Raw genomic sequence first — 12,717 nt, 5'->3', positions numbered from 1 at the left:
TCACTGTGTATTTTGATAGACTGACGCTTCTTTGTTTAAACGTTACTATCCCGTCATTACTGAAGTTTTTAGGGTGTTATCTACGTAATCTGGGGGGAGAAGCTGCAACAGATTGAGATGCATTTTACTCGTAACAGTAATAGTCTCTTGCAAGTCAGATACTAACTTTGGGTAAGGTCATGTGCAGTTATTCTAAGACACTCTCAGCTTACAACTTTGATGCGCCGGGATGTTTCGGACATGTACTCTGCAACTGTGCTAAATAGAACAGATATGGATAAGTACGTAGAATAGCTTGGCGATCTGAATTTTGAAATGCACTCAAACAGCTGTTGGGCTGCAAAGCGTAAGGAATCCGCTTAATGCGTAAAGTGCAAGTTGCTGCATTAGATGAACTTGAAGATCGTAAGCCTGCTCATGCACTTGTTAGCGAGGTGGATCTCGTTGTCGTAAAGTTTGATGAGGACATCTCCGTCCTCTACGGCCGTTGCCTCCATCGCGGTGCATTGCTTTCTGATGGATATGTCAGAGGTCGCAATCTGATTTGTGGACTGCACCAATGGGATTATCGCCTGAATTCTGGCGTCAGCGCCTATGACAATAAAGAGTGCCTGCGAAAGTTCACGCATTTCGTTGAAGACGGCAACATCTATGTTGATGAAGATGAAGTGAAGGCATGGGCAAAGGACAATCCGCAACCTTATTTCCGCAAAGCCTATCTGGGTGAGTATGCGGACTTTCATGGCACGGAAGAAGAACCCCATAACAAACTGATTCAAACATACGCACGTGCAGGCCTGAAGCAGACGGGCCATCACGGCGCAATTGAAGCTATGGGGGTGCCAACGACAGAACTGCCTCAATGGGAGGACATCCAGATACTGACAGCGCAGCTGCAGAAGCCGCCGCGTTTGGATGAAGAGCCCGTTGGAACAGATATCGTTATTGGTCCCAAAGCTCAAAAACCTTTACACCTGCAAATCCCGCTCTTCGTCTCAGATATGAGCTTCGGTGCATTGTCTGAACCAGCAAAAATAGCACTTGCTCGCGGAGCGGAGAGCGTCGGCACAGGTATCTGCTCCGGTGAAGGTGGGATGTTGCCAGAAGAGCAAGCAGAAAATACGCGTTACTTTTATGAGTTAGCTTCTGCGCGCTTCGGCTTTTCATGGGACCAGCTGGAAAAAGTTCAAGCCTTCCATTTCAAAGGCGGACAGGCGGCAAAAACCGGAACTGGTGGACACCTTCCAGCTGCGAAAGTGACTGAGAAAATCGCAGCGGTGAGAGGGTTGCCACCGGGAGAGGGCGCAATCTCGCCTGCAAGATTTCCAGAGTGGATGAAGCCTGCAGATTTCCGCAAGTTCGCAGATGAAGTGCGGGATAAAACTGGCGGGATCCCAATTGGCTTCAAGCTTTCTGCACAGCACATCGAAAAAGACATTGATGCCGCTCTGGAAGTTGGCGTTGATTATATTATCCTCGATGGACGCGGTGGCGGCACTGGTGCGTCTCCGCTCGTGTTCAGAGATAATATTTCTGTTCCAACCATTCCGGCGTTGGCGCGAGCGCGTCGTCATCTGGATCGCAGCGGTCAACGGGATGTAACGCTTGTCATTACCGGTGGACTTCGTAAACCGGAAGATTTCGTGAAAGCAATGGCCTTGGGTGCCGATGCAATAGCCTTGGCGAATGCGCCCATGCAGGCCATCGGCTGTATCGCTATGAGAGCGTGCCATACCAACAACTGCCCAGTCGGTATCGCCACTCAGAAAGACCATCTGGTTGCGCGTTTGGAAGTTGAAAAGTCCGCAAAGCGTTTGGAGAAGTTTTTCACGGCCTCAGTTGAACTGATGAAAGTGATGGCCCGGGCCTGTGGGCATGCACATATCTCCGATTTCTCTATCGATGACATCACGAGTTGGAAGAAGGATATGGCGGAGCTTGCTGGCATCAACTGGGCAGGGCACGGCTCCAATGACTAATTCTCCCTGCCAACAACGGCAGCACAAAATCAGTAGGGTGCAGAAATGATCGTTGCTGAAGGTATTATTCTGATTGCACAAGTTTACTGCGTGATTGGTCTTGTCGTCGCTCTGGCTTTTATCAGTTTCGGCCTGGGGCGTGTGGAACTTGCTGCGCGTGGAGCTTATCTCTTCCGCCTACAGATTATCCCGGGGCTGATCCTTCTTTGGCCAGTTGTCATTGTGCGTTGGATTGCACTGGAACGCTCCGGTGAAAAAATCTTGCTCGATAAAGAAGAAAAAGAACTCCACGAAGAGCAGGAGGCCAAGAAGTAATGCAGCGCGCCTATAGAAAAGCCCACCGCACCATTTGGCTCATTTTGGCCATTCTTATTCCTCTCGTTTTGGGACTAGCGCTTTTGATGCGTCCGACAGGAACGCACGAACAGCCGCCTGTTCCCCTTGACGACACAGCAAAGTCGGCTCTGGAGGCAAACCAGTGAGTGTTAAATATGTACCGGTAATCTGGAACCGTACAAAATTTGTCTATGATGCCGTCGTCTTGGCAACTGTTGGCGCATATCTGGGAATCTACATCTACGTTGCGCCGATGTTCCAGACAGTCACAAGACCGATTGATTGGGACATCTACAAAGCTCAGGCATTTGGAACCTGTGTCTTCTTCCTGCTCACGTTCATTCTATGTATCGGACCGCTAGCACGGTTGGACAAGCGCTTCCTGCCGCTTCTGTATAACCGCCGTCACCTAGGCGTGATCACTTGCGTTCTCGCGTACTTCCATGTCGACAATATCCTCGGCTGGTACAATGCATTCTCGCCGATTAATCGTTACGTCTCGGTCTTCATTGTAAATACCAGCTTTGATCGTTTCCTGGGTTTCCCTTTCGAAATCCTCGGAGTCTTTGCCCTTCTGATCCTGACCATTCTCGCAGTTACAAGTCATGATTTCTGGCTTCATTTCCTAAAGCCTACGCTTTGGAAGACACTCCATATGGGGATCTATCTGGCGTATGCGCTGGTTGTTGCCCACGTCGCACTAGGCGCTTTGCAAAGCGCTGCTGGTCCTTTCATGACCACTGCAGTCGGGGCGTCCGTCGCGCTTGTCGCTACCTTGCATCTGCTTGCTGCAAGAAAAGAGCATCTCTTTGATACGCAACAGAATACGATGGATGACAGCGGCACCTGGATGGATGCAGGTGATCCAAAAGATGTTCCTGATAAGCGGGCGAGAATTATCTCCATTACTGATGACGAGCGCGTCGCGATCTTCAGAAATGGCAAGAAACTCTCTGCGATCTCCAATGTTTGTGCCCACCAGAATGGGCCTTTGGGAGAAGGCAAAATTGTTTATGGCTGCGTGACTTGCCCTTGGCATGGCTATCAGTACCGCCTGGAAGATGGAAAATCTCCACCACCATTTACAGAGAAAATTTCCACATATCGCCTTAAACTGGAAAACGGTCGTTTGTGGCTGAACGTAGAAGCTCAGCCACCTGGAACGTATGTTGAACCTACTGTTTCTCCGATAATGATGGAGGGAAGCTGATGGCCAAAAAGAAACCTGATCCCTTCTTTATCGGTTGGGCGAAGAAGCCACCAAAGAGCCTGCAAGGCTTCTTGTTCCTGATCTCTGCAATCCTCGTTGGCGCAGCAGCAGGCGTGGCGTTTGGTGTTGGTTCGTCTATCCCAGACCCGGGTGATGCCCGCTTTGCATGGGGTGCTGGATATCAAACGTTTACGGGCTACGTAGATGCAAAACCTTACCCACTTCTCCGGCTTCCCGCCGGAGAAAATGGGCGTGACAAGCCGCATGCCATGCTGATTTCTGGTGTTGGCAAACGGGGTATGCAGCAACTTGCCGGGCCTTTAGATGGGCAACCGGTTGATGCGGGTGGTATTTTGCTGAAGCGTGGTGATTTGGATATGCTGCAGGTCGGAGGAAAGGTCTCTCTTCGCGCTGCGGAAAACCCAGTTCAGAACTTTACACCAGCACCAGCAGAGCATTTAGGCAAATGGCGGTTAACTGGCGAGATCTGTGACGGCAAATGCTACAACGGCGCAATGCGTCCAGGTGTTGGCTTAGCCCACAAGGCCTGCGCAAATCTCTGCATCATTGGTGGTATTCCTCCCGTTTTCGTAACCTCTACGCCCCTTATGGGAAGTGAGTTTTTCGTGTTGGCTGACGAGAATGGTGAGCCTTTGACCACTGAGGTTGAAGATTGGGTCGCTCTTTTGATTTCGCTGGAAGGTGAAGTCGAGCGTCGGGATGATCTAATGATCTTCAAGGTGAACTTGGACAGCGCCAAGCAGCTCTAGCTTATCAAAGATGACACTTGCGGCGGCGAAGCAATTTGCCGTCCAAAAACAGCGTACCCAAAGGTTGAAGTGGCGAAACAATTCATAGACTGCTAAAAACACCACGTTTGCAGTGCAACACAAATTGTATTGCGTCCTCCTTCCTAGGCGCTCTTGTTTGCCGCATGTTCCCAAGCGTGCGCATAAATCAGCGCCGTTGCTAAGCACAATCTGGTGATCCAATGATACAATTTTTTGCCTACCCAGAATCCGTATTTTGCGCGAAAGTTCGAATTGCTTTGGACATGAAAGATCTGGATTACGCCGAACTACCGCCTCCAGATGGGTATGGATCAGCAGCCTACAAGAAGATTGTTCCAGCCGGTTCTATCCCCGGCCTGAAGGATGGTGAAGCCGCTCTTTCAGATTCAAACGCGATCCTTGAGTATCTCGAGGAAACCGCACCGTCTCCAGCTCTGCTGCCAGAACATCCTATCGAGCGAGCTAAAGTCAGAGCTCTGATGGGCCTGCACGATACGCGCATTGAGCCATCTGTTCGTGCATTTTATGCTCCGATCAAAGCAGGCAAGCCTCCAAGGGACGAAGTCTACAAGCAGTTGATCAATGATATGAGTGTTGCGTTTGAGCGCTTAGAAGACATGATTGACGCTGAGCCTTATGCCGTAGGTCATCACGTCACCCTCGTTGATGTTGCCTATGCCACTACGTTTTCTCAAGCTCAGCAGCTTGCAGGTATGTTCGGTGGAGAGCTCATGCTGAAGCCAAAATGCCAACACTGGTGGCAGGCCATGCAGTCTCTTTCTCATGCGGCAACATCGATCGATATAAACCGCAAAGCGATGCAAGATTGGGTCGCCAAGTTTATTCAGGTGGATGCTTAAGCGTACAATGAAGCCAAAAGAAAATGCGCCTCAAATCGAGGCGCATTTTTTTTATGAGCAGTTTGTTACTGCGCCAGTCCCCATTTCTGAGCTGTCGCATCAAGGAAACCATTCATTTTTTTAATCTTGATCCAGTTGTTGATGTAATTGATCCAAACCTGATCAGTCTGTGGCATCAGCATTGCGATTGGGGTTGGATTTCTGCTTTCAGCAACCGGCACGTTGGTGATCTGCTTGAACTTCGCTTTCAGCGTCGCACCTTCGATATTGGAGGTGATGAAAACATCAGCGCGACCTGACAGCACTTCCTGATAACCGCGAGCAGGGGCCTCAACAACCTTGATAGTTGCATTCGGGAACCATTCCTTGCTCAGCTTCTCAAACGTAGTGCCAAGTGTGGTTGCGACCGTAACGTCTTTTTGGTTAATGCTGTCCCAGCTGTTGAACTCACCAAGTTTACTGCTGGTCGTATATGGCAGGATCTCAACGGAAATGTAGCTCTCAGAATAACCGGCCACTTTCATGCGGCTTGGAGAGATTGAGGCAGACCCAGTCAGGTTGTACTTGCCTGCAACGATACCGTTCACCAAGGTTTTCCAATCGGTTGGAATAAAGGTAAGCTTCACGCCAAGATCGCTTGCAAGTTCGTTCATGATGTCGATGTCGTACCCCTTATACCCATTGCTGGCAGGATCACGAACAGACATTGGGTTCCAGTCTCCGGTTGTACCAACCTTCAGTTCTCCGGAATCCAGAATTTTGTTAAGCGCGGATTGCGCGAATGCAGAGCCGGAGAACAATGTGCCCACGGCGAAAATTACAGTAAGAAATGAACGTAGCATCTTCATGAAAGTTCCTTGAAACGCAGTTGGAATCTGGCCCAGTCCAAACCTAGTCATTTTAGCGATAACTACAACGCTGTTTTTTGAGAGAAAACCAACTTCAACTTATTGTGTGCGGTAAGTCCCTATAAGATTTGTATAAGAGCGCACGACACTCTAGGTTTTGTGTCCGGCAATCTATCTGTGTTGAGGCAGATACATGAGCTGCTTACGTGTTTTGCTTCCGTTGGCAGCCTTCTTAAATTTGGAAGGTGGATACCTTGAATTTCCGAAATGCAGCAGTGCTCGTCGCATTGGCATTCGTTTTGGCGGGCTGCACTGGAGATCAGTGGGGCTGGTATGTAGTCTCACCAAATACTGAGACAGGAAGAGTCAATCTCGGTTTCATGATCGCCGGGCTGCAAGAAACTGTCAGCGTCTCGCTCACTGCAATCGCGATCTCTATGTTTGTTGGCCTTATTGTTGCTCTGCCGGGGCTCTCAGAGAATAAGTACGGAGTTGCCTTTAACAGAACTTACGTTGAAGTGGTGCGCTCAGTGCCAAGTCTGGTGCTAATCTTCTGGGTCTATTACGGCTTGCCTGTTGTCGCAAACATCTCGATCAACGTATTTTGGGCGGGTGTACTGGCTCTTGCCTTGTCAGACAGTGCATTTCAGGCTGAAATCTTCAGAGCAGGTATACAGTCAGTCGATAAGGGACAGATCGAAGCGGGCCGTTCGCTCGGATTGAGCTATTTTCAGCGTTTACGTTTTATCATTCTCCCACTCGCGATCCGCCGTATGCTGCCACCGCTTGGGAACCAACTTGTCTACATGCTGAAAATGTCGAGTTTGGTATCTGTGATTGGCCTGCAAGACCTTACAAGGCGTGCAAATGAGCTAGTCGTCACAGAATATCGACCACTCGAAATCTACAGCGTCCTTGTGCTGGAGTATCTGGTGTTGATCCTGATTGTCTCACAGGGGGTTCGTTGGCTGGAACGTCGCTTTAAGGCTGAGCATGCCTAACAACCAGGCTGTTACCTAGTTTTTCTCAGGTGACCAGTTTGCCAGCAGAGCCTTCAGTTCCGGCTCATCAACGGCATGAACAGCATCGCTCACGGAGAACCATTTCCGCGTGCGTTCGTCCTTCTCTGGCCAATCCTCGAGCATTTCAGTCACTTCCAACGGAAAAACCTTCACGCGGCAAGGAATCGGCTCTTTGGTGACTCGAAGCTTAGGGTAATGATAAATGCCCGCAGCTTGATCTGTCAGCTCACCTTTAATGCCAGCTTCTTCGAAGGCTTCCTGCTCGGCCGCTTCTCCACCAGTGAGATCCTTCATTGGCCAGCCTTTAGGGAGAACCCAGCGCTTGGTTTCGCGGGATGTGATCAGAAGAATTTGTAGTTTACCTTTTTTATTCTTCTTGAAAGGCAGTGCAGCAAACTGGCGTTTTGGTTCTGGCCAGACTTGTGCCTCTGTCTTTCTAAGGGCACTCTTCATGGGTTTCTTCCTTAACAGTGATCCGGCCTTGTTCCATTTTTTGTTTGATCCAGATCTTCAGCCGTGAGCAGAGTTTTCCTTTGTTTCTGGTAGGAAGTTGGATCTGCCCCTAACTATCTAGTGTACTGCTTATATTTTTTCAGCGCTATTGCAAGATATCGCTGTGATTGCAGCCCGATTGAGCGAGATTTATTTCCTTTTCTACATATTTAGAATATTTGTTCTGAAATTTCCAGATAATACTTTTTACCTAGACTTCATGGCAAGACTGTTGCTAAAATTACTTTAAACTTGAAATATTAAAAAATGGAATCGCAGCTCGGTATTGATTTGATGCCAAAAAGAGTGTGATCATAAAAACGATAATAGGGGGCTGATAGTGGAACTGGATGCAGTAAGCATTGAGCAAAGAGATGGAGCTGACCCGCTCGCTCGTTTGCGCCAGCTTTTCTCAATTCCTGATGGGATTATCTACCTGGACGGAAACTCACTGGGGGCTTTACCTAAGAATGTGTCTACGGCTTTAGCCAGTGCAGTCGAAGAGCAATGGGGTAAAAGTCTCATCAAAGGCTGGAATTGCCACGGCTGGATTGACCTGCCAAGCAAAGTTGGAAACCGAATTGCAAAGCTCGTTGGAGCTGATGATGGAACTTTGATCTGCGCTGACAGCACCTCTCTTAATGTCTTTAAAGTTCTGGCGACTGCCATCAAGATGCGCCCAGACCGTAAAGTTATCCTCTCCGATACTGGAAATTTTCCGACTGACCTTTATATGGCGCAAGGTCTGAAAGAACTGACCGGCGGCGATATAGAGTTGCGTCTGGCCGCTCCGGAAGAGGTTGAAGCCGCTCTTGATGAGACTGTTGCAGTCATGATGCTCACCGAGGTAGATTACCGCACGGGCCGCAAACACGACATGAAAGCGCTGACTGAAAAAGCGCATTCCGTTGGTGCATTGGCGATGTGGGACCTTTGCCATTCTGCAGGTGCTTTCCCGGTCCACCTGAAGGAAGCGAAAGCGGACTTTGCTGTTGGTTGCTCCTACAAATATCTGAATGGTGGTCCCGGCGCTCCGGCATTTGTTTATGTAGCACCCGAACATCAAAGTCATTCAGGCAATCCGCTAACGGGTTGGATGGGGCACGATGCGCCGTTTGCCTTTGATCTGGGATACACCCCATCTGCGAAAACAGACCAGATGCGAGTTGGCACGCCTCAGGTTCTTGCCATGACCGCTCTGGATGCATCTTTGGATGTCTTCGATGAAACCTCTTTGGAGGCATTGCAGGGCAAATCCATCGAATTGAGTGAGTTGTTCATTTCCGAGGTCAAGCGCCGCTGTCCTAATTTGGAACTTGCGTCACCAATTGATCCGCTTAAGCGCGGTTCACAAGTTTCATTCCGCCATGAGCAGGGCTATGCGGTCATGCAAGCGCTCATTGATCGTGGAGTGATTGGAGACTTCCGAGCACCAAACATCATCCGTTTCGGGTTTGCTCCTTTGTACCTCTCCTTTGCAGAAGTTTATAAAGCTGCTGAAATTCTTGAAGAAATTATTGCAGGTGATCTCTGGGATAAGCCGGAATACCACCAAAAAAGCAAGGTTACATAAGCATGGTTGAGAGTATTGATCGCAAATTAGAGCATCATGGGGCTGAGCTCTCTTTCAAAGAAAACATGTCTTATGGCGATTACCTTCGTCTTCCTGACGTGTTGGGTGCGCAAGCTCCGTTGACCGAAGCTCATGATGAACTACTGTTTATCATTCAGCATCAAACGGCAGAACTTTGGATGAAACTGGCGATCCGCGAGATGTCGGAGGCTTGCTCAGCTTTGGCAGCGGATGAGTTTGCTGAGGTTTCAAAGCTAATGGCTCGCGTCAACAAGATCTTCGCGCAGCTCAACAGTGCATGGGACATTCTGCGCACTATGACACCAAGCGATTACACTACGTTTCGTGATAGCCTTGGTAAGTCATCTGGGTTTCAGAGCTACCAGTACCGTGCCATCGAGTTTGTGGTTGGCAACAAAAATCCAGCCCTGATGAAACCACATGAGCATATGCCGGAGGTCTCAGCATGGCTTCATCAGATCTACGAGGCTCCAGGTATCTATGATCAGATGGTGCGTGCTCTTGCGCGTGCAGGCTTCGAAATATCCGATGAAGTACTCAACCGGGACGTCACTAAGCCATACACAACTGATGCGTCAGTTCAGAAGGCTTGGGAAATAATATATCGCAATCCACGTGATAATTGGCATTTCTACGATCTAGCAGAGAAGCTAATCGACTTTGAGGACTTTTTTCGGCGGTGGCGATTCAATCATCTCACAACCGTAGAGCGTATTATTGGAAGCAAAATGGGCACCGGGGGCACCTCTGGTGCACCATACCTGAAAAAAATGTTGGATACTGTGCTGTTTCCAGAACTTTGGCAGGTACGCAGCGATCTGTAAGATTGCTGCGAAAATTACCTAATTTGTGAAATTATTTTGTTCTAAAAACACTTCAAACTGCGCATATAAGTGGAATTATCTATATGTTTCAGGCAATATATGCGCAGTCGAAGCTATTTCCTCGCAACTTATGGGAAGGTTGTTAGGAGGTGGAATCTGGAAAGTTTCACTCAACTTGTCCAGATAGAACCACAATAATCGAGTGATTAGGCTGCAAATGGCGCGGAATCCTGCCTTGAAATAATATGCTACTAAGGGCATTAGGTAGGTGCTTGACAACAATAAAACGCCAGTCCTTTGCAGTCTGGGGGGATAATAATGCTGGAAATCGAACAGCTGTCGAAGCAATTCGGCGGGTTTAGAGCCGTCAATAATTGCTCATTTTCGGTTCAAAAGGGCACAATCACAGGTTTAGTCGGTCCAAATGGAGCTGGTAAAACCACAACGTTTAATTTGATTGCTGGTGCTCTTCAGCCAACTGCTGGAAAAATTAAATTTTTGGGAGAAGATGTAACGCGCCTCAGCTCTGATCAGCTGTTTCATAAGGGCTTGGTACGCACATTTCAGATCCCGCATGAGTTTCATCGTCTGTCAGCTCTCGAAAACCTCATGTTGGTTCCGCCCTCTCAAAAAGGTGAGAACTTATTCCAGAACTGGCTCAGCTTTGGCAGCGTGAAGAAGCAAGAAGAAAAAGTACGCCAGAAAGCTTTGGAGACACTGGATTTTCTGGAGCTGTCTCATGTTGTAAATGAGCGTGCAGGTAATCTGTCTGGCGGGCAGAAGAAGCTTCTTGAGCTTGGCCGTACAATGATGACTGACGCAAAGCTGGTGCTGTTGGATGAGCCAGCCGCTGGTGTTAACAGAACATTGCTACGCCGCCTTGAAGATAAAATCCAAATCCTGAACCAGGAACGCGGCTACACATTTGTCCTGATTGAGCACGATATGGAGATGATTGAGAAGCTCTGCGATCCTGTCATCTGTATGGCGGAAGGCTCTGTCTTGATCGAAGGCGATTTCCAGACCGTTCGTTCTGATGCGCGGGTGCTTGAAGCTTACCTCGGTGAAACGGTTGGGGAGGCTGCACTCTAATGACGTCTCAAGCAATTGCAGAGCAACCAATGTCAAAGAACTCCGTGCAACAAAAGTACTCCGGCAAACCAATCCTCACTATGACTGGTGTTCGTGGCGGATATGGCGATGCGGACATCCTACAGGGTGTCGACATGCAAGTAACCGAGCAGGAAATTGTTGTAATCGTCGGCCCGAATGGAGCTGGCAAGTCGACAGCGATGAAGGCGATCTTTGGTCTTCTGAAGGTCCGTGGCGGTTCTATTGTCGTCAACGGAACAGACATCGCAGGCTGGAAGCCAAACCGTATTGTACAACACGGTGTTTGTTACGTTCCTCAGGTCAACAACATCTTCCGTGAGATGACCATTCACGAAAACCTCGAAATGGGGGCCTTCCTTCGGAAAGGTGACATTTCTGAAAGCTTGGAAAGGGTCTACACCCTGTTCCCTGATCTCAAAGAGCGCCGCAGTGCGTTGGCTGGAAACCTGTCTGGCGGTCAACGTCAGATGGTGGCAATGGGCCGCGCATTGATGCTCAACCCGTCTTTGCTCTTGCTGGATGAGCCGACCGCTGGTCTCTCTCCAAAATACATGGAGCAAATTTTTGAGATCACCCGCAACCTGCGTGATGCAGGTCTTTCGATCTTGCTCGTAGAGCAGCACGCCAAGCAAGCGCTGGCATTTGCTGACAAAGGCTACGTTCTTGCAGCTGGAAGCAACCGGCATGAAGGAACAGGGCAAGAGCTGCTCGCAGATCGTGAAGTCGCTGAAATGTTCCTCGGCGGGTAATAAGGGAAAATCCAATGCCATTCATGGAATTCGTCAATTTTTACCTCATGCCGGGGATCGTACTGGGCTCAATCTACGCTTTGGGCGCAGTTGGTATCACGCTGGTATTCGGTATCTTGAGATTTGCGCACCTTGCGCACGGTGACCTCGCAACGCTCGGCGCATTTGCAGCCCTCGGAGTGGTGACCATCTTCGGAGTTAGCCCTTGGGTTGCTCTTCCCGTTGCTATGGTTGTTTGCGCGTTTATGGCCATCGGCATCGACAAGCTATTCTACGACTATCTCTCCGAGCGCCCAAAGATCATCGTAGTGATGTCTTCACTGGGTATCGCTCTGATGCTGCGTGCCGTGGTTCAGGTGGTTTGGGGTGTTGATACGGAAACCTACACCCGTGGTATCGTCAGACCTGACGATTACTGGGGCATCCGCATCCGTGATCGTGAGATCTACACCATCATAGCAATGTTCGTGATTGTCGGCGTATTGTGGGCGTTTCTGCAGAAAACCAAGTGGGGCAAGGCCATGCGTGCCATGTCTGACAACCCTGACCTTGCGTTGCTCTCGGGTGTCGATAACCGCAAAATTACAATGCTGACTTGGGGTATTGTAGGCATCTTGTGCGCTGCCTCCGGTTTCTTCCTCGGCATCAACACAGAGCTGAAACCGCTCATGGGCTGGACAATGCTTCTGCCAATGTTCGCAGCTGCAATTCTTGGCGGTGTTGGTCGCGTAGAAGGTGCCGTGATCGGTGGCTTAATTGTTGGCATAGCTGAAGAAACATCTGTTCTGTTTATCCCGGGAGAGTACAAGGCCGCTATGGCGTTTGCGATCCTCCTGCTCATCCTTCTTGTGCGGCCAACCGGCTTGCTCAAGGGTAAAGTTCTGTAGGAGGGAGATGAA

The 12,717-nt window shown here is 49.3% G+C and carries 14 protein-coding genes; 12 read left to right on the top strand and 2 right to left on the bottom strand.

Annotated features, from left to right (window positions below):
• Nucleotides 1-362: 362 nt before the first annotated feature.
• From BM231_RS09520 to BM231_RS09500, 6 genes are all read left to right on the top strand, one after another.
• The gene (locus BM231_RS09520; RefSeq protein ID WP_093518825.1) at nt 363-1,979 is read left to right on the top strand and encodes a glutamate synthase-related protein; all 1,617 of its coding nucleotides are present in this window, start codon (nt 363-365) and stop codon (nt 1,977-1,979) included.
• Between the two features lie 45 nt (nt 1,980-2,024).
• Nucleotides 2,025-2,294, top strand: coding sequence for a hypothetical protein (locus tag BM231_RS09515; RefSeq protein WP_093518823.1), 270 nt, complete (start codon nt 2,025-2,027; stop codon nt 2,292-2,294).
• On the top strand, nt 2,294-2,461 hold the full coding sequence (locus BM231_RS26935; RefSeq protein ID WP_159096913.1) for a hypothetical protein: 168 nt from the start codon (nt 2,294-2,296) through the stop codon (nt 2,459-2,461). Before BM231_RS09515 ends, BM231_RS26935 begins: the two co-directional genes overlap by 1 nt.
• Nucleotides 2,458-3,525, top strand: a complete 1,068-nt coding sequence (locus BM231_RS09510) for a Rieske 2Fe-2S domain-containing protein (RefSeq protein ID WP_093518821.1) — start codon at nt 2,458-2,460, stop codon at nt 3,523-3,525. The genes BM231_RS26935 and BM231_RS09510 overlap by 4 nt, the downstream gene beginning before the upstream one ends.
• Nucleotides 3,525-4,295, top strand: coding sequence for a hypothetical protein (locus BM231_RS09505; RefSeq protein ID WP_093518818.1), 771 nt, complete (start codon nt 3,525-3,527; stop codon nt 4,293-4,295). The genes BM231_RS09510 and BM231_RS09505 overlap by 1 nt, the downstream gene beginning before the upstream one ends.
• Nucleotides 4,296-4,516: 221 nt before the next feature.
• On the top strand, nt 4,517-5,176 hold the full coding sequence (locus BM231_RS09500) for a glutathione S-transferase family protein (RefSeq protein ID WP_093518816.1): 660 nt from the start codon (nt 4,517-4,519) through the stop codon (nt 5,174-5,176).
• 65 nt (nt 5,177-5,241) lie between these two features.
• Here BM231_RS09500 and BM231_RS09495 read toward each other — a convergent pair whose 3' ends face one another.
• Complete coding sequence (locus BM231_RS09495) at nt 5,242-6,024, bottom strand: transporter substrate-binding domain-containing protein (RefSeq protein ID WP_208860239.1); 783 nt, start codon at nt 6,022-6,024, stop codon at nt 5,242-5,244.
• Between the two features lie 245 nt (nt 6,025-6,269).
• Between BM231_RS09495 and BM231_RS09490 the strand changes: the two genes are divergently transcribed.
• Nucleotides 6,270-7,025, top strand: a complete 756-nt coding sequence (locus BM231_RS09490) for an amino acid ABC transporter permease (RefSeq protein WP_244527155.1) — start codon at nt 6,270-6,272, stop codon at nt 7,023-7,025.
• 15 nt (nt 7,026-7,040) lie between these two features.
• Here BM231_RS09490 and BM231_RS09485 read toward each other — a convergent pair whose 3' ends face one another.
• The gene (locus BM231_RS09485; RefSeq protein ID WP_093518812.1) at nt 7,041-7,499 is read right to left on the bottom strand and encodes an NUDIX hydrolase; all 459 of its coding nucleotides are present in this window, start codon (nt 7,497-7,499) and stop codon (nt 7,041-7,043) included.
• A gap of 379 nt (nt 7,500-7,878) precedes the next feature.
• Here BM231_RS09485 and kynU point away from each other — a divergent pair, with 379 nt between their 5' ends.
• From kynU to BM231_RS09460, 5 genes are all read left to right on the top strand, one after another.
• Nucleotides 7,879-9,111, top strand: coding sequence for a kynureninase (gene kynU / locus BM231_RS09480; protein ID WP_093518810.1), 1,233 nt, complete (start codon nt 7,879-7,881; stop codon nt 9,109-9,111).
• 2 nt (nt 9,112-9,113) lie between these two features.
• On the top strand, nt 9,114-9,956 hold the full coding sequence (kynA, locus tag BM231_RS09475; RefSeq protein ID WP_063309571.1) for a tryptophan 2,3-dioxygenase: 843 nt from the start codon (nt 9,114-9,116) through the stop codon (nt 9,954-9,956).
• A gap of 318 nt (nt 9,957-10,274) precedes the next feature.
• Entirely contained in the window at nt 10,275-11,048 is a 774-nt protein-coding gene (locus tag BM231_RS09470) for an ABC transporter ATP-binding protein (protein ID WP_093518808.1), read from the top strand.
• Nucleotides 11,048-11,818, top strand: a complete 771-nt coding sequence (locus BM231_RS09465; RefSeq protein ID WP_244276698.1) for an ABC transporter ATP-binding protein — start codon at nt 11,048-11,050, stop codon at nt 11,816-11,818. Before BM231_RS09470 ends, BM231_RS09465 begins: the two co-directional genes overlap by 1 nt.
• 14 nt (nt 11,819-11,832) lie before the next feature.
• Entirely contained in the window at nt 11,833-12,705 is an 873-nt protein-coding gene (locus BM231_RS09460; RefSeq protein ID WP_063317548.1) for a branched-chain amino acid ABC transporter permease, read from the top strand.
• Nucleotides 12,706-12,717 lie beyond the last annotated feature (12 nt).

This window comes from Pseudovibrio ascidiaceicola (genome assembly GCF_900114245.1).
Taxonomy (GTDB): Bacteria; Pseudomonadota; Alphaproteobacteria; order Rhizobiales; family Stappiaceae; genus Pseudovibrio; species Pseudovibrio ascidiaceicola.
This window is presented reverse-complemented; position numbering and strand designations above follow the sequence as displayed.

Bases quoted from the DNA above. Each gene is read 5' to 3' on its own strand.
- BM231_RS09460 (WP_063317548.1), top strand. From the start codon at position 11,833: ATGCCATTCATGGAATTCGTCAATTTTTACCTCATGCCGGGGATCGTA.
- kynA (WP_063309571.1), top strand. From the start codon at position 9,114: ATGGTTGAGAGTATTGATCGCAAATTAGAGCATCATGGGGCTGAGCTC.
- BM231_RS09515 (WP_093518823.1), top strand. From the start codon at position 2,025: ATGATCGTTGCTGAAGGTATTATTCTGATTGCACAAGTTTACTGCGTG.
- BM231_RS09465 (WP_244276698.1), top strand. From the start codon at position 11,048: ATGACGTCTCAAGCAATTGCAGAGCAACCAATGTCAAAGAACTCCGTG.
- BM231_RS09500 (WP_093518816.1), top strand. From the start codon at position 4,517: ATGATACAATTTTTTGCCTACCCAGAATCCGTATTTTGCGCGAAAGTT.
- BM231_RS09495 (WP_208860239.1), bottom strand. From the start codon at position 6,024: ATGAAGATGCTACGTTCATTTCTTACTGTAATTTTCGCCGTGGGCACA.
- BM231_RS09520 (WP_093518825.1), top strand. From the start codon at position 363: ATGCGTAAAGTGCAAGTTGCTGCATTAGATGAACTTGAAGATCGTAAG.
- BM231_RS09470 (WP_093518808.1), top strand. From the start codon at position 10,275: ATGCTGGAAATCGAACAGCTGTCGAAGCAATTCGGCGGGTTTAGAGCC.
- BM231_RS26935 (WP_159096913.1), top strand. From the start codon at position 2,294: ATGCAGCGCGCCTATAGAAAAGCCCACCGCACCATTTGGCTCATTTTG.
- BM231_RS09485 (WP_093518812.1), bottom strand. From the start codon at position 7,499: ATGAAGAGTGCCCTTAGAAAGACAGAGGCACAAGTCTGGCCAGAACCA.
- BM231_RS09505 (WP_093518818.1), top strand. From the start codon at position 3,525: ATGGCCAAAAAGAAACCTGATCCCTTCTTTATCGGTTGGGCGAAGAAG.